18 protein-coding genes are annotated in these 19,149 nt (G+C 29.5%); 3 read left to right on the top strand and 15 right to left on the bottom strand.

Going from position 1 to position 19,149, the window contains the following annotated elements:
* Window positions 1-4: 4 nt before the first annotated feature.
* From C1715_RS09915 to C1715_RS09900, 4 genes are all read right to left on the bottom strand, one after another.
* Window positions 5-1,219 carry an ABC transporter permease gene (locus C1715_RS09915; RefSeq protein WP_102400336.1) on the bottom strand — a complete coding sequence of 405 codons (1,215 nt, stop codon included), beginning with the start codon at window positions 1,217-1,219 and terminating at the stop codon, window positions 5-7.
* On the bottom strand, window positions 1,219-2,085 hold the full coding sequence (locus tag C1715_RS09910) for an ATP-binding cassette domain-containing protein (protein WP_102400335.1): 867 nt from the start codon (window positions 2,083-2,085) through the stop codon (window positions 1,219-1,221). Before C1715_RS09910 ends, C1715_RS09915 begins: the two co-directional genes overlap by 1 nt.
* 419 nt (window positions 2,086-2,504) lie before the next feature.
* Complete coding sequence (locus C1715_RS09905; protein ID WP_102400334.1) at window positions 2,505-3,623, bottom strand: sensor histidine kinase; 1,119 nt, start codon at window positions 3,621-3,623, stop codon at window positions 2,505-2,507.
* Complete coding sequence (locus tag C1715_RS09900) at window positions 3,613-4,302, bottom strand: response regulator transcription factor (protein ID WP_423240835.1); 690 nt, start codon at window positions 4,300-4,302, stop codon at window positions 3,613-3,615. Before C1715_RS09900 ends, C1715_RS09905 begins: the two co-directional genes overlap by 11 nt.
* Before the next feature lie 399 nt (window positions 4,303-4,701).
* On the opposite strand from C1715_RS09900, the gene C1715_RS09895 reads away from it, so the two are divergent.
* A complete protein-coding gene (locus C1715_RS09895; RefSeq protein WP_102400332.1) occupies window positions 4,702-5,007 on the top strand; it encodes a hypothetical protein in 306 nt (101 codons plus the stop codon).
* A 135-nt stretch (window positions 5,008-5,142) separates the two neighbouring features.
* Here C1715_RS09895 and C1715_RS09890 read toward each other — a convergent pair whose 3' ends face one another.
* From C1715_RS09890 to C1715_RS09880, 3 genes are all read right to left on the bottom strand, one after another.
* Complete coding sequence (locus tag C1715_RS09890; RefSeq protein ID WP_102400331.1) at window positions 5,143-6,786, bottom strand: ABC transporter transmembrane domain-containing protein; 1,644 nt, start codon at window positions 6,784-6,786, stop codon at window positions 5,143-5,145.
* On the bottom strand, window positions 6,767-7,813 hold the full coding sequence (locus C1715_RS09885) for a helix-turn-helix domain-containing protein (RefSeq protein WP_102400330.1): 1,047 nt from the start codon (window positions 7,811-7,813) through the stop codon (window positions 6,767-6,769). Before C1715_RS09885 ends, C1715_RS09890 begins: the two co-directional genes overlap by 20 nt.
* Before the next feature lie 309 nt (window positions 7,814-8,122).
* Window positions 8,123-8,845, bottom strand: coding sequence for a dicarboxylate/amino acid:cation symporter (locus tag C1715_RS09880; protein WP_242971940.1), 723 nt, complete (start codon window positions 8,843-8,845; stop codon window positions 8,123-8,125).
* On the opposite strand from C1715_RS09880, the gene C1715_RS09875 reads away from it, so the two are divergent.
* Window positions 8,778-9,110, top strand: a complete 333-nt coding sequence (locus C1715_RS09875; protein WP_102400328.1) for a MarR family transcriptional regulator — start codon at window positions 8,778-8,780, stop codon at window positions 9,108-9,110. The genes C1715_RS09880 and C1715_RS09875 overlap by 68 nt on opposite strands.
* Before the next feature lie 206 nt (window positions 9,111-9,316).
* Here C1715_RS09875 and C1715_RS09870 read toward each other — a convergent pair whose 3' ends face one another.
* The 6 genes from C1715_RS09870 to C1715_RS09845 form a co-directional block, all read right to left on the bottom strand.
* Window positions 9,317-10,138 carry a PHP domain-containing protein gene (locus tag C1715_RS09870; RefSeq protein ID WP_102400327.1) on the bottom strand — a complete coding sequence of 274 codons (822 nt, stop codon included), beginning with the start codon at window positions 10,136-10,138 and terminating at the stop codon, window positions 9,317-9,319.
* A gap of 11 nt (window positions 10,139-10,149) precedes the next feature.
* Window positions 10,150-11,991, bottom strand: coding sequence for a PTS beta-glucoside transporter subunit IIBCA (locus C1715_RS09865; protein ID WP_102400326.1), 1,842 nt, complete (start codon window positions 11,989-11,991; stop codon window positions 10,150-10,152).
* A gap of 171 nt (window positions 11,992-12,162) precedes the next feature.
* Window positions 12,163-13,002: a BglG family transcription antiterminator LicT gene (gene licT / locus C1715_RS09860; protein ID WP_102400325.1), complete on the bottom strand. Its 840-nt coding sequence runs from the start codon at window positions 13,000-13,002 to the stop codon at window positions 12,163-12,165.
* Window positions 13,003-13,241: 239 nt separating this feature from the next.
* The gene (locus C1715_RS09855; protein ID WP_102398663.1) at window positions 13,242-14,630 is read right to left on the bottom strand and encodes an IS4 family transposase; all 1,389 of its coding nucleotides are present in this window, start codon (window positions 14,628-14,630) and stop codon (window positions 13,242-13,244) included.
* Between the two features lie 547 nt (window positions 14,631-15,177).
* The gene (locus C1715_RS09850; protein WP_242971939.1) at window positions 15,178-15,915 is read right to left on the bottom strand and encodes a class I SAM-dependent methyltransferase; all 738 of its coding nucleotides are present in this window, start codon (window positions 15,913-15,915) and stop codon (window positions 15,178-15,180) included.
* A gap of 88 nt (window positions 15,916-16,003) precedes the next feature.
* A complete protein-coding gene (locus C1715_RS09845) occupies window positions 16,004-16,891 on the bottom strand; it encodes an AraC family transcriptional regulator (RefSeq protein WP_102400323.1) in 888 nt (295 codons plus the stop codon).
* 441 nt (window positions 16,892-17,332) lie between these two features.
* On the opposite strand from C1715_RS09845, the gene C1715_RS09840 reads away from it, so the two are divergent.
* A complete protein-coding gene (locus tag C1715_RS09840; protein WP_102400322.1) occupies window positions 17,333-17,809 on the top strand; it encodes a YbaK/EbsC family protein in 477 nt (158 codons plus the stop codon).
* A 48-nt stretch (window positions 17,810-17,857) separates the two neighbouring features.
* On the opposite strand, the gene C1715_RS09835 is transcribed toward C1715_RS09840, so the two are convergent.
* Window positions 17,858-18,343: a cysteine hydrolase family protein gene (locus C1715_RS09835; protein ID WP_180964047.1), complete on the bottom strand. Its 486-nt coding sequence runs from the start codon at window positions 18,341-18,343 to the stop codon at window positions 17,858-17,860.
* Between the two features lie 106 nt (window positions 18,344-18,449).
* Window positions 18,450-19,148: a LiaF transmembrane domain-containing protein gene (locus tag C1715_RS09830; protein WP_035287766.1), complete on the bottom strand. Its 699-nt coding sequence runs from the start codon at window positions 19,146-19,148 to the stop codon at window positions 18,450-18,452.
* Between the last annotated feature and the right edge of the window lies 1 nt (window position 19,149).

Below are 19,149 nucleotides of genomic sequence, written 5' to 3'. Positions count from 1 at the left end.
TTTATTACCTCCTAACATAATTCCATGAAGCCATTATCAAACTTATAAAAAGTATCAATAAACTGATAACTGAACAAAATTTAAAATAAAAAAATGCCTTTCCAAATATAGAAACTACAGGTACTTTAAATTTCATAATGTCAGAAAATGAAAATACCAAACTACCTGGTAAAACTAATTTTATTACCCTCAATATTAGATTGTTTAAATCTCTGCCAACACATAATAAAAATCCACTTACAATAACTAGTACACTAATACTCATTGCTGTTGATTTTTTCTTAACTTTAGAAGAAATAAAAATTGCAAATGAACAAAATGTAAGTGTCCCAATAAATCCCACCAAGATCATGTTTTTTATTAAATCACTTAAATTATAAGGTAAAATAGTTGTTGATAACTGAGCTGATGTTTTAAGAGCATTTGCTGGAAGATAGTGCTTTAAAATTCCTATATATGTTCCCATTCCAAGCACGTACATAGAAAATCCCATAATAATTGGTATAAAAAGTTTAGCAAACACTAACTTCTGCCTCCCACATTTTGTTGAAGATATAATTTCATCTAATCCACATTCTTTATCCTTAGCAATAATTCCACTAGAAAAAAAGCCCATAATTATTAAAAGTACAAAAGTAAATAATTGAATATGTGAAATGCCATCTTCCCATACTTCATAACCAGAATAGTAAGTATAAGGTTTTTCTACCTGATTCCACATTCTATAAGCTAATTCTTTTTCAGATTGATTCTTTGTGTTTTTAGAAATAAGCTCTTGATAATATAAGTCTTCATTTTCATAAAAATGAGAACCAAAATCCACAGGGAATTTTTCACATTCTAGATTAGCATCTCCTGATATTTTTTTAAGTTTATAATTTTGCATAACCAATGTATCTGCATAAACTGCCAATTTTAATAAATCGTCATTCATTATAATCTTATCTTCTTTATTTTTCGAATTCAAAAAAACTTCTCCACTTTTTTGAAAATTTTTCTCAAGCATTTTACCGGCATATACATTTCTATCCTTAGCTGCAGCTTTTATTGCCGACATTCCTTTAAGTCCCTTATAGCAGCCAGTCATCATGAATCCTTCTGTTGCTCCTCCTATAATAAACCATGCCCATAGTATTGCTAAAATAATAGAAACCAGAAGGTAAGATATAAATCTCTTCCCGCCCATTTGACGTTTTAGCTCAGAAATAAATAAATCCATTATTTAGCCTCCTTTACCTTTGAAAGATAGAAATCATTCAAATTAGGTTTCACCTGCTTACTGTTTCTCAGTGGTAATTTTGCAACATATCGAATAGTCACTAATCCATTCCCTTCATTACGAAAGTTCATGACACGATATTGCTGTTCTATATTATACATTTCCTTCTCTTGTATAACTGTTTCAAAAACCATACCATCAATAGAATTAATTAATGTATGACTTTCTCCTGATTCAATAATTACTCCTTTTTCCATAAGTATAAGATAATTTGCAATAAACTCTATATCCGATACAATATGAGTGGAAAGAATAATTATTTTCTCCTTACTAATGGTTGTTAAATAATGGCGAAAATTTCTTCTCTCTTCGATATCCAAACCTGCTGTAGGCTCATCCACAATTAATATATCTGGATTATTGATCATAGCTTGACAAATACCTACTCTTCTTTTCATGCCACCAGAAAGCTCATCTACTTTTTTGTGTTTTACATCAGATAAATTAAATTGTTTCAATAACTCTGTAATGCATGTACGTCTTGTAGCTTTATCAATATCCTTTAGAGCACCTATATAGTTTAAAAAGTCTTCTACACTTTGATTCTTATCATATCCGAAATGCTGAGGTAAATATCCTATCCTTCCTAAATACTCTCCTCCTAAACTAGAGATTTTATTATTGCCAAAACAAATTTCCCCTTCACTAGGTTTTAAATTTCCTACCATCATTCTCATCAAAGTTGTTTTTCCAGCACCATTGGGTCCTAAAAGTCCCCATATACCTGGAGTAAAATTCAAACTAACATCTTTTACTGCCTTTAAATCTTTAAATTTTTTTGTTACCTTATCAATCCTTAATTCCATTTTCAGCCCTCCCTAAAAAAATAAACCTTTATCTTATAGCATGATTATTCCACAAAAGGTATTACATTAGTTGAATTATGAAATTTCTCTGGAATGACTTTCATAAGAAGCGAAGGAATTGTTTAAATTTAATTTTAGAAATTCTTCTTTTAGACATATAAAATTATCGTAAGCCTTAAAAGGACGCCAGGCTAGCGAACCTGAGGCAGGACGCTGAATGTGAGCGTTAGATAATTTTATATGGCTAAAAGATTAGAATTTCTTAAATTAAATTTATTGTTCCTAGCTCTTATGAAAGGCATGGAAGAGAAATTTCATAATTCCATCGCATTGTACCTTTTTGTGGGTTAATCATATCATTAGTTTATCAATGATAAGATAAAGGTTTATTCACACTTTATGTAGAATTTATAAAGATTTTATAAAGGTTTTGGTAGATAAATACTAAAAGTTGTATGACCTTTTACGCTTTCTGCTTTTAATGTTCCCTCATGACGTTCAACAATTTGCTTCGCAATAGCAAGACCTAATCCTGAACCTGATGCTTGGCTCCTTGCTTTATCTCTACGATAAAATTTTTCAAATATCAGTTTAAGTTCTTGGTCAGATATAACATCCCCATCATTCTCTATGGTTATAATAGTTATTTTAGGGTCTCCTATACCTGTAACTTTAATAAAAGAATCCCTATTACTATAACTAATAGCATTCTTCAAAAGATTATTCAAAACCCTTGCCAAAAGATTACCATCACCATATATTTTTAAATCCGCTGATACTTTTAAATTAACTTGTAAATTCTTAGGCATAAATAGAGGATAAAGCTCATCTGTTATTTGTTGTAAGAAAAATTCTCCATCAATTTCTGCTTTATTTAAAGGAATCTCTTGAAGATTAAATCTTGTAATGTCAAAAAACTGATTAGTTAATTCTTCTAAGTGATAAGCCTTGTCTAAGACTTTTCTTAAACAATCCTTCCTAATTTCTTCTGTAACTTCAGACTCTTCTAAAATATTTAAATATCCAATAATACTAGTTAAAGGTGTCTTTAAGTCGTGAGCTAAATAAGTTACCAAATCATCTTTCTTTCGGATTTCCATCTCCTTTTCTTGTTCCACCCTTGCCTTTTCATTTAAAATTGATTTAATTTCCACATCAATAAACTTTAGCTCCTGATCATCTCTAGGCTTTTCATCATCTCGAAATAGGCGCATCCTCTCCTCAACTTCAGCTATAACTTTCTTTTTTTCATCATTTCGAGATATTTTAGAAGCTATGTAAATACTAATTTGCACTATAAAAAAAACTGAAAAAACTATAAATGTCAATATACTTCTTAATCTATCCCATCGAAAAATTCCCCTTATTGCATGGTATCCATTGTAACTCAATACTACTTCTTCTCTGTCATCAAGTAGCCTCCTTACAAAATATTCTCCAACACTTCCTTCTAAATATATATCAACAAAAAATAATATAAGTATAAAAGCTACAAATGATATAATATAATAATTCCACTTCCATTTTTTACATTTCAATGATATAACCTACCCCCCACACTGTTTTAATATATTCTGGTTTTTCAGAAGAATCTCCTATTTTTTCTCTTAAATTCCTAATATGAACAGTAATAGTATTAGTGGATTTAGAATAATAATCATCCTCCCAAATTAAATGAAACAGTTCCTCACCACTTAAAACTTCTCCTTTTCTTTCCAATAAAACTTTTAAAATTTTAAATTCCGTTGGTGTAAGCTTAATTTCTTTTTCATTAATACTTACTTGCTTACTTTTTTTATTTAAAGTAAGTCCTTTATAATAAATACTATCCACATCAGTGGTGCTTTCGGCATATTCTTTATAACGTCTCAATTGTGCCTTTACCCTAGCAACCACTTCTAAAGGATTAAAGGGCTTTGTTATATAGTCATCAGCACCATAGCTCAGGCCTAATATTTTATCACTATCTGCATTTTTAGCTGTAATCATAATAATTGGGAAGTGGTATTTTTCACGAATATTTTTACATATACTTAGTCCATCGGTGTCCGGAAGCATTAAGTCTAAAATAACAAGATCAATTTGTTTGTGCAATTGTTTCATAGCTTCAGCACCATTTTCTGCTTCCCATACCTTGTAAGCTTGTCCTTCTAAATAGATTTTTAGAATATTCCTTATATCAGCATCATCTTCAACAATCAATATTTTATCCATTATATCACCCGTTTCTATTATACACTACCTAATCTATATGTTTATTAAGAAATAATAAACATATTTAGAACTCTCCCTAAAATCCACTAATTCATAGTATCTTACTTTGTTATAATCATTTTATTTATTAATGTAGTAAATAAAATAGATGATGTATAATCTTCTAAATACAATTATTTAATTCTAGTTTTATAAAATGTCTACTTCTACTTATTAAATTTCAAAAAAACATACAAAAAACTCAATTGTATAGGCATTTAAAATCTTCCTTCAATACAATTTTCAAAGACTTATCGTAATTCATTGATTTCCACGGTAATTGTACTGCATTATTGTGGTAATATTTATTTCCAAACAACTTGTTATATGGTAATATACTAGTGTAAGGAAGGTGAAATTTACATGGAATATACAGTATTGTTGGCATTTATTATTATCTCTGGGTTATTTACATGGAACTCAATAGGAGATTTAAATAACAAAAATCAGAAACTTATAACGCGTTTGGATAACTTGGCAGACAAAACAGGAAATCCTGAATTATCAAGCAAATATGTTTCGGTTTCTCTAAAAGATGAATTAATCAGCTTGAAAAATGAGGGAAAAATGGTCAAGGCAGTCAAATTGTTAAGAGATAATACTTCTTTCAATTTAGTTCAAGCTAAAGAGTATGTTGACAATTTAGAATTTCAGAAACAGGAAGATTAAAAGATATCTAGTTTAATTAATCTATAAATAGGATTAAACCACAAAAGGGTACAATGTGGTTTAATCACAGTATAATTTTAATAAAATAAAAATGCAGCTAGATAGACACTTTATTGATTACTACCTTTAAAACCTTTAAGAAGCATTTCGCAATTTTTTATATTCCATGGACTCACAAATCTCTTCATAGGTACCACTTTGTACAAGCTTTCCGTTTTCCATTAGAAGAATTTCATCAAAGTATCTCAATTGTTCCGATAATTTATGAGTTATCATAATCATGGTTTTATCTTCCATTGATAATAAGAACCTTTCCAACTTATTAGTAATATTCATATCCGTTGCAGAAAACACTTCATCCATAAGGCAAATAGATGCATCAGCCAAACACATTCTATAGATAGCTAAAACCTGTTTTTCTCCGCCACTTAAATCTTGGCAATTTGATTTTTCAGCTATAGAATTTAGCATATTTTTATCTAAAACATTTTCTAGAAAACTAACCTTATTAAAAGGAAATGAATTAAAGATTGTCACATTGTTTTTATACCCGCTAGCAAATATATGCTCCTGCTGATTTACATTATGAATTATATAAGAGGTATCTAAATCCTCTAGCTTTTCATCATCTATATAAATATTCCCCTTATTTAATTCCACATATCTCATTAAAGCATTAATTATAGTGGATTTTCCTGAGCCACTGTGCCCAATTATTGCGTACTTCTTATTTTTTTCAAATCTGTAGCTGAAATCTTTCAAAGAAAAGTTCTCATAATTTACAGTTACATTTTTAAATTCTATATGAGAATTAAATTCTTTTTTAACCATCAAGTCTTTGTAATTTTCATTAATTCTTAAAAACTCCAAAACTTTAAGCTTAATGCTTTTAGTTGACTTTATAGTATTTATATCATAAATCAGTGACTCCATGGGACTTATAAAGCACTCTATATAGCCAAAAGTAGCCACTGCTGTACCTATGGTGATTTCCTTTTTTATAAGTAAATACCCCACCATAGCAAAGGAAATTATGTGTAATAAATATATAAAAGCTCCATTAATAACTAAAGCAAATGACTTTAATTTACCGTACTGAAATCTATATTCGGCTGTATCCTTAAGAATTTTTTCCTGCTCATTAAAAATATTATTTCTCGTTTTGCTCTTAATTAACTTAAAACCTTCTAAAAGGTCTTTTATTTTAGACACATAAAGGCCCATATTATCTAAATACACTTTTCTTCTTAAAGATAATTTTTTAGCAGTAAGATTAGGCGCAATTAAAGTAGCTATTATAGAGGAAAAAAGCATTACTAATGCAATACGCCAATCAATAAAAGCGAAAAACATAACTCCATACACAATAAATATATTGATAGATTTAATTATATCTATAAAAGGAGTAAGATAGTCCATCTCAAGCTGAGTTATCTCATTACCTTGAAGAGAAATGTATTCTCCCACGTCTTTAGCTGAAAATCTCTTGTAGCTATAATTAGTTATAGTTCTAAAGAAGTCTTTTTTTAAACTTACTTCAAAAGCAATACCCAGTTTAAAATTCAATAAATTTTCCATATAGGAAAGACCCAAATTTAAAACATTACATCCAATATATATTAAAATTAGAATTCCTAAATATGTTTCATCAGAATTTCCAATAGAATCAAATAGCTTTTTGGTTAAATAAGGAATATTAGCTAAAGCTATAGTAGCTAGTAGATCACAAATTACATTTAAAAGTATTAAATGTTTTATTTCATAGAGATACTTTTTCATAATATTTTTTAAGCCTTTCTATTTCTCTTTTTGGTTTATCTATCATTTCGCCTGAGGAAATATTGTGCTCCTCTTGAAGGATGGAAATCTCTCTCTTCAAAGCTTCAACAGCATTCTTATACTTTCCTAGAAGCTCATATATCCATGCCATAAATTCAAGTGGATCTACAAGACGTGGTTTCTCCTGTAATTGCACAGACTTTTCATAATCTCTAAGTGCTTTTTCATAATATCCCACTCTTACCATACGATCACCATGAGAAATATAGGCCTTCCAATCTGATGGGAATTCATTTACTCCTTGATCCCATAACTTTATAGCACTCTCCCTATGACCTAACTGAAATTCAATGTCTCCTTCATACATAAAATCTAGTGAGGTATGCTCAATCTTCTTCACCTTCTTTAATGTATCCCTAGCCTTATCGTAATGCCCATCCCTAATTAATTGATCCAAATAAAATAAATGCCCGCTCCAATAATTTGGATGCTCTCTTGTAAATTCTTCATAATATTTAATTAAACCATCATGCCTATTATAATATTCATCACCAAATACACCATTTTCTGCATGAATAAGTGCACCGTGATAATCCTTTTCATAAGGTTCATATTTTAAAGCCTCTTTTATATAAATGGCTGCTTTTTTATGATCATTTTCAGCCCTATGATTATAAAGTTCCCCTAAAAGGAAATACGCTTCGGATTTTTCAGGCTCATCCTTAAGGGTATTTTCAAGAAAATTCACAGCATAATTAAATACTTCTGGACTTATTATCCTTTCGTTATAAATCATATTTCCTATTCTTTCTATCTGAACTTCAGAGGGTATAACAAATAACTCATCAATAGTAACTCCAAAGTAAACTGAAAGCTTTGGCAATAACTCAATATCCGGTGATGTAATATTATTTTCCCATTTAGACACCGCTTGATAAGAAATACCTAAATGCTTTGCTAGCTCCTCCTGAGTAACTCCTTTTTCTATACGTAAATTTTTTATTTGTTTTCCAATTTCAATAGACATAAATTTATCCTCCAACTATAATTAAGTTGATTCATGAATCAACTTAATTATAGTTTACGCCAGTTTTATATTCAATAACTTGTATTTTTATATAACTAAACCAGTAGTTGAGGTAAATATATTAGAAAATATTTAAATAATAATTAATTATAAAAATGCTGATTCATACTAGCAACATAAAATTGCAGGTATGAATCAGCTCAATCATTCAAAATGTTATATTTAGCAAACATAAACCTCCAGTTTATGTTATAAAACCTTAGATTCGATAAAGTTAAAAGTTATTAAAAACAAATGTATATTTCACTTTTACTTATTTTCAAACCATCTTTTTCCTTCAACAAATCGTGCTACAATCATGGCAACACCCGTATCACCAGTTACATTAATTGCAGTAGCAGGAGCATCTGTGATTGTTCCGATCAAAACCATAATTGGTATTGAAACAGCCGGGAAGCCAAATGCTGAAACAATAAATATTTCTCCTACATACCCACCAGCTGGTATAGCTCCCATAACAGTTGAAGCAACTACCGCTACAATTACTGCAATAACAATATTTTTAGGTGTTGTAAAGGGTACATTAAATACAGAACACATAAATGCAATTTTTAAAATTGTTATAATACATGCTCCATCTTTATGTAAATTGGCTCCCATAGGAATTGTAATATCACTTATATCATCAGGTATACCTATTTCCTTTGCAGCTTTTAAATTTACTGGAATACATGCAGCACTAGAGCAAGTTCCAAGAGCTGTTAAACATGGTGTAATTGCAGTTTTCCAATAAGCTCGAACACCTTTTTTACCTGCTCCAATATAAGCAAATATAGTATTTGAAAGCATATAATAAATGGCAACTATAACCATGTATATGATCATGGCCCTAGACAATGGTCCCACTAACTGTTTTCCGTTCTGACCCATTAAAATTGCAAAATAACATCCTAATCCAGCACATATATTAACTTTTATTGGCGACAACCCTGGAACAACTGTAACTGAACTTTCAAAATATTGGAATCGCACTAAAGGAGCAATTTCAAAAACCGTAAGCCGCTTAGTGGAACGTGGATTTGTAACTCGTTATCAAAAAGAGGATAATGCAAAAACTATTCTTCTCAAGGTAACTGAAGAAGGTTTAAAATTAAGTCAAGCTCACAAATTATATGACACTATTGATATTGCCAAAACATTAGATGATTTACTAAAGAAATGTACTATTGAAGATATCGATTCTTTTTACAAAGTTATCGATACTTACATAGAACTAATTAAAAAGGATTTTAAATAATTTTACATGCATTTTTATGGATAGGAAGTACCTACTTCATCGCCGTCGGATATGAGATTTTAAATGTCCGCTTCAACATCACAATGCCTTTTTTGTCCTAGCTCATATGTTTATGATAAAAGTAGATTCATTCGAATCTACTTTTATATCTGTTAAAAAATCTATAAAATATTTCTATTCTAATGCACTTTCATCATATAAGTTAATTATTTAGGCCAATGCTTTAATTCTTCATACTGCTCTTTTGTTAAACCAAAACACCCAAATTCAATTAAATCAGGGTCATGAAAGTCACTGCCTCCGCTTTTAGCTAAGTTATATCTAGCTGCCAAATTTAATGTTTTTTCGTAATCTATTTTCTTCATCTTAGAATGATTTATTTCAATTCCTTTTAATCCATATTCAACATATTTTTCAATCTCATCATAATTATTATATTGACATGGGTGAGCAATAATTGGTATACCACCATCTTTTTTTATTGCTTCAATCCCTTTCATTACAGGAGTATATCCCATCTTTAAATCAGTTTCCTTTGATGTCTTTGAAGCAAAAAGTTCCTTGTATTTTTCCTTTGTCATCTCATATGTATATTTCTCCTTTAGAGCTTGAAAAATATTCATTTTAAAGACAATACTGTATTTGGAATATTTTTTAGCATCTTCATAAGTAATATCATACCCTTTTTGAGACAATTCCTTTATTAAGTCTCTATGATAATTATCTCGACATTTTAAAGTCTTATCACATAACTTTTTAATGTGTGGGGTATTTTCATTAAGCCATAGTCCAACAATATGAACCTTTTTAAATACATCATAATCATAACAGCTCATTTCTACACCTTTTATTACCTCAAGATCCATTTTATCGCCTAGTTTCTTAATTTCATCAAATTGGTCAACTGTATCATGATCAGTAATAGCTAATGCCTTTATTCCTTTCTTTTTTGCCATATCAAGAACATTAGCAATTTCACAAATACCATCACTGTGGTTTGTATGCACGTGCAAATCAGCATATATCATATTAATCCCCCCTAAATTGCTGTCAATAAAACATCTTCTATGTCAACTTTATTCTTATTAGTTGGCAATACATCCATATAATCATTACTATTGGTTATAATTACACTTGTTGTTAAATCATATCCCGCATCTTTTATTTTATCAATATCAAATTCCAATAGTAAATCACCTTTCTTAACATTTTGCCCTTGTTGAACCAATAAGTTAAAATACTTTCCATCTAAAGATACCGTATCTATTCCTACATGAATTAATACTTCTACATCATTTATAGTCATTCCAATAGCATGACCTGTATGAAAGCAGGCACTAATCACACCATCTCCTGGAGCATATACTTTGCCTTCACTAGGAATAATTCCTATTCCAGCACCCATTACTCCACTTGAGAAAGTTTCATCAGCAACATCCTTTAAGGGAACAGTCACTCCTTTTACTGGTGTTAAAATATTCTCATAACCTGTTTTTTCTATAACTTTTTTCTGTTCTTCTTTATTCTCTTCAACTGGGTCATCAAACCCAATAATTAATGTAGCAATAAATGTTACTACTGCAGATATAGTTAATGTAATGATAGCATATATTAAATTGTTAGTACCTTGAGATACCCACATTGGTAAACTCAATAATCCTGGTGTTACATAGACGAAAGCCTTTAATTGAACTATTCCAGCAAATAATCCTGCTGTTGCTCCGCCAATCATACAAGCATACATTGGCTTTTTTAATTTAAGATTAACACCATACATTGCTGGTTCAGTAATTCCTCCTAAAAATGCTGTAACACTTGATGAAAATGCAATTTGTCTAAATTCTTTATTTTTAGTCTTTAATGATACTGCAAGTGATGCCGCAGCCTGAGAAATATTAGAGCATAATGCAATAACACGTGTAACAGGGTCAAAACCATTTTGTTCGATGAGCATAACACAAATTGGACTTAATGCTTTATGCATACCTATGGATACTAACCATGGATATACAGCTGCTAAAATTGGAATAGCAACAATGCCAAAATGTTGCTGAACAAACATTACAATATCCGCAACTAATTGTGCAATGTAATTACCTATTGGTCCAATTATAATAAATCCTAATGGTGCAGTGATTAATATAACTAGCAATGGTGCCATAAACACTTTAATCATTTCTGGAACGTACTTATAAACATATTTCTCAATATAAGACATTATCCATACAATTAAAATAGCAGTTACAAGCTGTGAAGAATAACTTACTAATGATAGTGGTATTCCTAGAAAGTATACAGGTTTTCCTGCAGCTACTAATGAAATCCACTTTGGATGAAGCATTGATAGACAAATAAATGCTCCCAAATATCTATTACATTTAAATATTTTTGCCGCTGAAAAGCCAACAAATACCGGCATAAAATAGAAACCCGTATCAAAAATAAATTTTAACATAGTATATGTTTGAGATGATTTATCTAAAACTCCAACTAAACTTAAAATTAAAAGTAATACTTTTCCCATTCCTGCTCCTGCAAGTAATGGAATCATTGGTGCAATTGATCCAGTAATAACTGACAGAACTCTATTTATAATCCCGTCCTTTTCCTTACTCTTATTGTCCTTTGATGAATCTAAATTAGTAACTTTCATTATTTCTTTATAGACTTTGTCTACATCATTACCGATTACTAATTGATATTGTCCTCCCTTTTTTACTAAAGATAATACCCCATTAATTGCCTTAACTTTTTCATCATCAGCCTTTGATTCAGAATTAAGATTAAATCTTAATCTTGTTGCACAATGAACTAGAGAATTAATATTATTCTCTCCTCCTACAGCTTTTAAAATTTCACTAGCCATTTTTTCATAATTCATTTTAAATTCCTCCATTTCCTATTTTATAAAATGAAGGTTTAGCCAACTTAATGTTACTACCCAACAATAAATATTTTCTTTTTTTACAATCACCCCCTCTATTTTGTTATTCAATTTATAAACTAAAATAAAAGTTTTAATAAGCTATTTACTTTTATAACTTGTCTTAATTTATTTATCACTTATAAGCTTTGTAATATGTATTGTAAGATATAGGACTTCATCATCATCTAAATAATAATAATACTTTTTTTCAATAAATTGTTTTATCTTCAAGCTGCATAAATACGGTTCCTTGTATTTTTCTTTTATAATGTCCAACAGATTATTATTAAGATCGTCATTTTTATTAGATTTTTTTGAAAAAACTCTATGTCCAAAAAATTTTAAATGAGTAATAAAACGATAATAATTATGTGAATCAGTATCAAAATTACGCTTAAAGTGATATTTAACAATATTTATAATATTTTGTATAAATCCAGTTATCTCATATACATCATGAATATTATTGCTGACTTCAGCACTGACAATATGGAGTGCAATAAATCCAGCTTCATCTTCATACATGGTTAAACCATAAATTTTTTTAATCATAGCAATTCCATATAGTCCAATCTCATATTCATTTTTATAAAAATGTTTGATTTCCCATAATAACTTATTCTTTAGTGTAATTCCTTTATTATAGCGTTCAATACTAGTACTTATATGGTCCATCAAGGAAATATACAAGGAATCATCAAGTTTCATAGATAATTTCTGCTTTGCATATTGTACAATGTCATAGCAAAGTTCAATACATTCCGTAGGAATACTACTTAAAATATCAACAAGATGGTTGGGATATTCCATGGAACTTAAAATAAATTTTTTAGTAACTTTACTTTGTTCAATAGCATCACCATTTCTCCTACCATAGGCTATTCCCTTTCCCATTATAATTATTTCTTTTCCTTTATCATCAAATGTTATGACTGCATTATTGTTTAAAATCTTATTTATTACCATAAAATTCCTCCCCCAAAACAAAAAAACCTATCTCCAGATATAACAAAAATATCTGTAAATAGGTTTTGTGTAGCAAGCTAAGTGCTATTACAATCCGTATCTTACATCTGTATTATACTACATTATAACTTTCATCGTCAACGCTTACATAAATACATCACTGTAAACATATTATAAAAATAAATTATTATTTTTTAATATATTATACTAATATAAATTATAAATAATTAATTATATACTCAACTTTCGCAGGACAAAAAGACTAACTTCTCCTTGATATAACAAGGTAAAGCAGCAATAAAACTATCTATTATTGAGTCAATAATGTCTTTTGAAAGAAGAAGTTTTTCAGTTAATACATTTTTTAAAATATCTATAATAAGATTCATTACTTCACAAAACTTAACATCTTGAAGTTCATCACAACATTGATAAAAAAATCCACCGATAGTTCTGACATCATTATTCTTACGACTTTCTAAAGTAAGCATAATATACCTAGTAAAAACTATAGAAGTATGTGAAACCATGGAATCATAAGAACGCCCTTGAAACTCTTTAGCGAGTTTTAGAAAGGACTTGTTCATTTTAAAGAAAACCTCTATATCCCAACGTTTTCCATAAATTCTTACTATCTCGTTATCATCTAAGGATATATTGGTTGAAATTAAAGCAAGCCATTTTCTACTTCTGTTTCTGTCCCTTACAAATACAATTTTTGCTTTTACTTCATTACCATTTTTGTCAGAGCCAATACCTACAATAGCAGAAGAGAGAATTTTGGCCTTACCACGCCTTTTTCTTAAAGCAGCGTAAAGATCTTTAAGGTTCAATAATTTACCATTGTAATTGTAGTAAACCCTTGGCATTGCTTTAACCATGGCAATAGTATTAAGTTTGAGTTCTAAAATCTGTATAAGAGTTTTTGGGTACGTAAACCAGCTGTCAAAAAGAACATATGAAGCAGGAATAGCATATTTTGAAACTTGTTTAAGTAAACTAATCATAACTTCGGGTGACTTTAAAATAGCCTCCTTACGGAGTTTAGATCCATTAGTTCTTTTATCAATATTGTGATTTTCTGAGCAAAGTCTGTTTTTCTCCTTTTCGGAAGAAAGTAGAGTGAACGCAAGTGGTAAAAAAGTGTTGCCATCTGACCAGCCAAGAGTAAGAAGGCGAAAGCCCTTGATATATTTATGATCAACATGATCACGAACTCTTGCAAGAAGTTCAACAGATTTACTTCTAGATCTACTGTATAAAGAATCATCAACTACAAGTACATTAACTCTATCTTCAGAAGTAAGAGGCACAATAATGTTTTTTATGATTGATGAAGAAAGTAAAAACAGAAATTTTCTCCAATTGAAGTTTGGTGAGTTAAGGAATCTATATATAGTATCCTTTGAAAATTGATTATTTTTTCCAAATTCCAAGTTTCTAAATAAGTTTTTTCCAGTAAAAACAAGCATAAAGATATATTTAAATATTTTTATACAGGAAAATCCTTTTTCTTTAGAAAAATTACATTGTTTAAGTATGTATCCAATTTTGTTATCCTTAAAAAATCTATTTATAGTAAAATTAAGTTGTTTATCAGTAGTATCATTTGATATAATAGTATTCATAAGAAACATTCCTTTCCTTGGTGTGATGTTTGTCATGATTCTATTATACCAAAAGGAATGTTTCTTTGCTTTATATGTTTATTTTAAAGGCTTCCGCCTTAAATTTTATGTGCGAAAGTTGAGTTATATATTAAACAAATTTCATCTACAACTACTATCTTACCACCTAGAGTATTTTATTATTTATTTTACATCAACATATAAAAGATCGGAAAACGCTATTGAATTAGCTTCATTCAAATTAAAATTAATTGAATTAATACTTATATCCTGAAACATTATTGGCAATCCGTTTGCTTCTAATATATTTGGAGAGTCCATAAATTGAAAATGAAGATGTGGGATAATATTACTTAGGGGTTCTTCATATGGATGAATTCCTTTGATAACCTTAATTGCATTCTTAGCTTATATCAGTTTAATAAGTTCCATAAAATAATTTTCAGCTTACATTATCATCCTAGGGGCTCTTACAAAAAAGCCCATAGTGGAGAAAAATTTTTTTCGATTGATTACTATATTAAATATCTAATTAGTAATTATATTTCTATTTAAGAGCAACAGCTTCAAAAGTAATTACTTCTTCAGAATTTGATGGATACTGGTCAAATTTATAACCTGAAGAAATCACAATATTTTTAAATCCTATACTTTCAAGTATTGATTTAAACTCCTCTACTCCATACCAACGTAATGGAAAATACTCTAATTCTGTTTGTAGAAGTACTCCTTCACGCCATTTCTCATATCGTCCATGAGAAACAGTATATTGATTTATATGGTCAACCTCTACAATTTTATTTTCTAATGTAATTATATCTCCATTAGAACATTCCAAGGTTTTTGTGGAAACTGTACCTATAGAAATATCCGTTTGTAAAAATATATCAAGAATTAATCTACCACCATTAGATAAATGTCTATAAAAGTTTTCTAATGCCTTTATTGAATCTTTTCTTTTATATAGTAGAAGAAACGTTCCCGTTGGCACTATAATGGCATCATATTCTGTATCTTGTGAAAAAAACTCCATCTTTGCCTCAAAAAGTTTAGGGCTCAAGCCTCTTTTTTTACAATTATTTTCACATATCTTTAACATATCTTTTGAACTATCAAATCCATCAATATTTAATCCTTTTTCTAAAAGAGGAATTAATATACGACCAGTTCCTGTTGCGGGTTCAAGAATAGTTCCCTTGCATGACTCTAATCTATTCATGTAAAATTCTACATCTCCAAAAGAATGACCTATGGGCTTATCCATATCATATACTTCTGAACACAAACTCCCATAATAACTTAACACCTTTTATCACCTTTCTTCTTTGATTTATTCTAAATACTTATTTTAAGTATAAAAAAAGTATTCAATTCTATTTCACTTTTCTAACAGGAACATAAATATCCATAACAGTGTCCTTTCTATAATGACAACGTTCATCGTAAAATTCAAAATCAAGTTTATTTTCGTCATAAATATATCCACTGTTTTTAAACCAATCTTCAAAAATATATTTCCACGTTCCTTTAATAATCTTTGCAAACCCCTTTTGTTCTTTATCATTTGTAGTATCAACAGGAGTGGTTGTAAAAACGGCATACTCAGCTTCTGGAACTTCTACCGTTAGCATATCTTCTTCTACCTTTGAAAAGTCATCAACAATTACACCTAAAAGATATATTGCATTTCCATCTTCAGATAATGGAACACACAATCCCACTTCAGCATGTTTAGGTGGATTTAAAATTTTATACATTTTACTTTCTAAATTTTCACCATTATAATTGCTCCAGAAAGATGCAATATCCTTTGTATATGTGACTCCAGTAATATTGATATTAATTCCATAACCAGCAACCTTAAATGCAGGTCTTTTTACAATAACAGGCTTCATAATATCACCCCCAATTTCAAATGTTGTTTTTTTATCCAAATATCCATTCATTCGTATCATATACTGTGTGGGACTATAACCAAACACTTTACGAAATGCCCTAGTAAAGCCACTATGTGTTTCAAACCCATACTCCAAAGCAATATCAATAATTTTTCTACCTTTGAATAACTCTGCGGTTGCTAAAGACAATCTGCGCCTTCGAATATATTCCATAACAGACATGCCTTTACATAAACTAAAAACCCTACAAAAATGATAGGGAGAATATCCAGATTCATTAGCAACTTCTTCAATAGTAATATTTTCTTTAATATGCTCCTCAATAAATTTAATACATTTCTCTATATCCTTCCTATAATTCAATGTCACCTCCACCTTTCCCTTATCCATAGGATAATTTTATTATAACAACAACTTGCCAATAGAACTGTTCCTGTTTTGCTAAATATTGATATTTCCACTTTTAATTTTTTTGTCTAAATCTTACTCTTCATAACTTCCCCCTAACTACTTTCTACATTACATTAAATGCATACACAATTATCCAAACTAATTTAGGGGCTTAATATATAATCTTATAAGGACTTTTAATTTTAAATTACTGGACTATAATAAAATAGAATTTATGTATATTAATCATAAAAGGCAAGTAATAAGATTTATACTAAATACCATATATGTGCCTTAGGTAATGATGAGATATTTTCAGCAATTTATGAATTAGAAAACATTGTTTTACTTATATATAAACTTATTGTATACTGAGAGCATATAAGAATGAATAAAACATGGGAGGTTAAAAAAGTGTCAGTTACTAAAGTAAAAGAATATTTTAAAAGCTTTGGTATTGAAAACAAAGTAATGGAATTGGAACAGTCAAGTGCAACAGTGGAACTTGCGGCAGAAGCTCTTGGATGCGAGCCGGAAAGGATTGCAAAGACTCTTTCATTTTTAGTCGGTAGTAAAGGAATATTGATTGTCGTTGCGGGCGATGCTAAAATAGATAATAGAAAATACAGAGAAGAATTCCATGAAAAAGCCAAAATGATTCCTGCTAAAGAAGTAGAAACAATAGTCGGTCATGCACCAGGTGGAGTGTGTCCATTTGCCATAAATGAAAAAGTTCAAGTTTATCTTGATATTTCAATAAAACGATTTTCTACAGTATACCCAGCTGCAGGAAGCGGAAACAGTGCTGTGGAATTAAGCATAATGGAACTAGAAAAGTATTCAAATCCAATAAAATGGGTTAATGTATGTAAAGGATGGATTAACCAATAAAAATATTTATTTAATGTTAATTAGGAATAAAATACGTTGCAACATAAGCTATAAAAAGTATTCCAATACCTCAATACTAACTACTGGCCTTATTATCTGCATTTTTTTCACTTCATCATACTCAACACCTGCTATACCATTTTGAAGCAGTGATGTTCCATATCCCATTTCTATTGCTCCATTATATGAGAAAAGTACGCAATATTCAGCTGCAAATCCACTTATAACCACAAAGTCAACTTCAAGTTCTTGTAATTTATTATGAAGTTCTGTCTTAAAAAATGCATTATTATACTCTTTATGAATTATAATATCATTTTCATTAGCAATAATAGAATCCACAAATTCAAATCCTTTAGAACCAGGTCCATCCCCTACTTCAATATCCATTACTCTTACAACAGGTAATTCTTTTTCTCTAAACAACTTAGCTACCTCATTTATATACTCCACTGCCTCATCAAATTCCCTTTGACACTTACAAAATTCACGACATCCATTCTGCATATCTATGATTAAAAAAGCTGCTTTCATACATATACACTCCCCTCTAATATATAATTTTTTAGCAATTATTTTCATACAGAAAATGCTTGGTTGATATACTAAATATGTGATTTTTCCATCTTTACAATTTTAATTAAATGTAAAGTATTTCTACTCCTGAAAAATTAATGTTACCAACTAATGTTAAAGTATTTGTTGTTATTTCATCGTTTTTATTCTTTTCTTCAATGGAAGCTAAAAATACATCAGTTTTATTCTCAATCTTCCAACTTTTAGGTATATATAGTTCTATTCCTGAAAAAGAAGCATTAATCCTAACTACAGCATTATTATTACTCATGACCGCATTATCAAAATACACCTTCATAGCTCCAAAAGAACACTTTAAATCCGCTTGTTCAAACTTATCTGTATTTATATATTTTATAGTACCACTAAATGAATTATTAAATCTAACATAACTTCCATCTTCTATATCGATTTTCTCAAACTTATCGCCTTCACAATGACATTTAAAATTAACCGTTTTAGTACGTTTATGAAAAATCATAGAAAGACCAATACTACCAAGTGCTGCTGCAAGTAATACAGTCCAAGGTGTAATCTTTGTTATCCCTAATTGTTTATCATATATTATACAAATAAATGCAATAGGGAATAAAATACCTGAAAAATTAAGAGTAAATAAACTTTTCACAATAACTACTACTAAAAAAATTGTTAACAATAAACTAAACACATTTACATCAGGAAAGTATCCAAGCTTATTTATAATCAAGAGAACTCCTCCTAATATAAATATCAATCCCCAAAAAATCCCATCTTTTTTCATA

Source organism: Haloimpatiens massiliensis, assembly GCF_900184255.1.
GTDB lineage: Bacteria > Bacillota > Clostridia > Clostridiales > Clostridiaceae > Haloimpatiens > Haloimpatiens massiliensis.
The sequence above is the reverse complement of the archived record's forward strand: the minus strand, read 5'-3'. Positions and strand labels throughout refer to the sequence as shown.

What these genes read in the sequence shown, in the direction of transcription:
- licT (WP_102400325.1), bottom strand. Translation starts at nt 13,002, where the DNA reads ATGGTAATAAATAAGATTTTAAACAATAATGCAGTCATAACATTTGAT.
- C1715_RS09915 (WP_102400336.1), bottom strand. Translation starts at nt 1,219, where the DNA reads ATGGATTTATTTATTTCTGAGCTAAAACGTCAAATGGGCGGGAAGAGA.
- C1715_RS09885 (WP_102400330.1), bottom strand. Translation starts at nt 7,813, where the DNA reads ATGTCTATTGAAATTGGAAAACAAATAAAAAATTTACGTATAGAAAAA.
- C1715_RS09835 (WP_180964047.1), bottom strand. Translation starts at nt 18,343, where the DNA reads ATGAAAGCAGCTTTTTTAATCATAGATATGCAGAATGGATGTCGTGAA.
- C1715_RS09830 (WP_035287766.1), bottom strand. Translation starts at nt 19,148, where the DNA reads ATGAAAAAAGATGGGATTTTTTGGGGATTGATATTTATATTAGGAGGA.
- C1715_RS09870 (WP_102400327.1), bottom strand. Translation starts at nt 10,138, where the DNA reads ATGATATATGCTGATTTGCACGTGCATACAAACCACAGTGATGGTATT.
- C1715_RS09895 (WP_102400332.1), top strand. Translation starts at nt 4,702, where the DNA reads ATGGAATATACAGTATTGTTGGCATTTATTATTATCTCTGGGTTATTT.
- C1715_RS09855 (WP_102398663.1), bottom strand. Translation starts at nt 14,630, where the DNA reads ATGAATACTATTATATCAAATGATACTACTGATAAACAACTTAATTTT.
- C1715_RS09865 (WP_102400326.1), bottom strand. Translation starts at nt 11,991, where the DNA reads ATGAATTATGAAAAAATGGCTAGTGAAATTTTAAAAGCTGTAGGAGGA.
- C1715_RS09910 (WP_102400335.1), bottom strand. Translation starts at nt 2,085, where the DNA reads ATGGAATTAAGGATTGATAAGGTAACAAAAAAATTTAAAGATTTAAAG.
- C1715_RS09890 (WP_102400331.1), bottom strand. Translation starts at nt 6,786, where the DNA reads ATGAAAAAGTATCTCTATGAAATAAAACATTTAATACTTTTAAATGTA.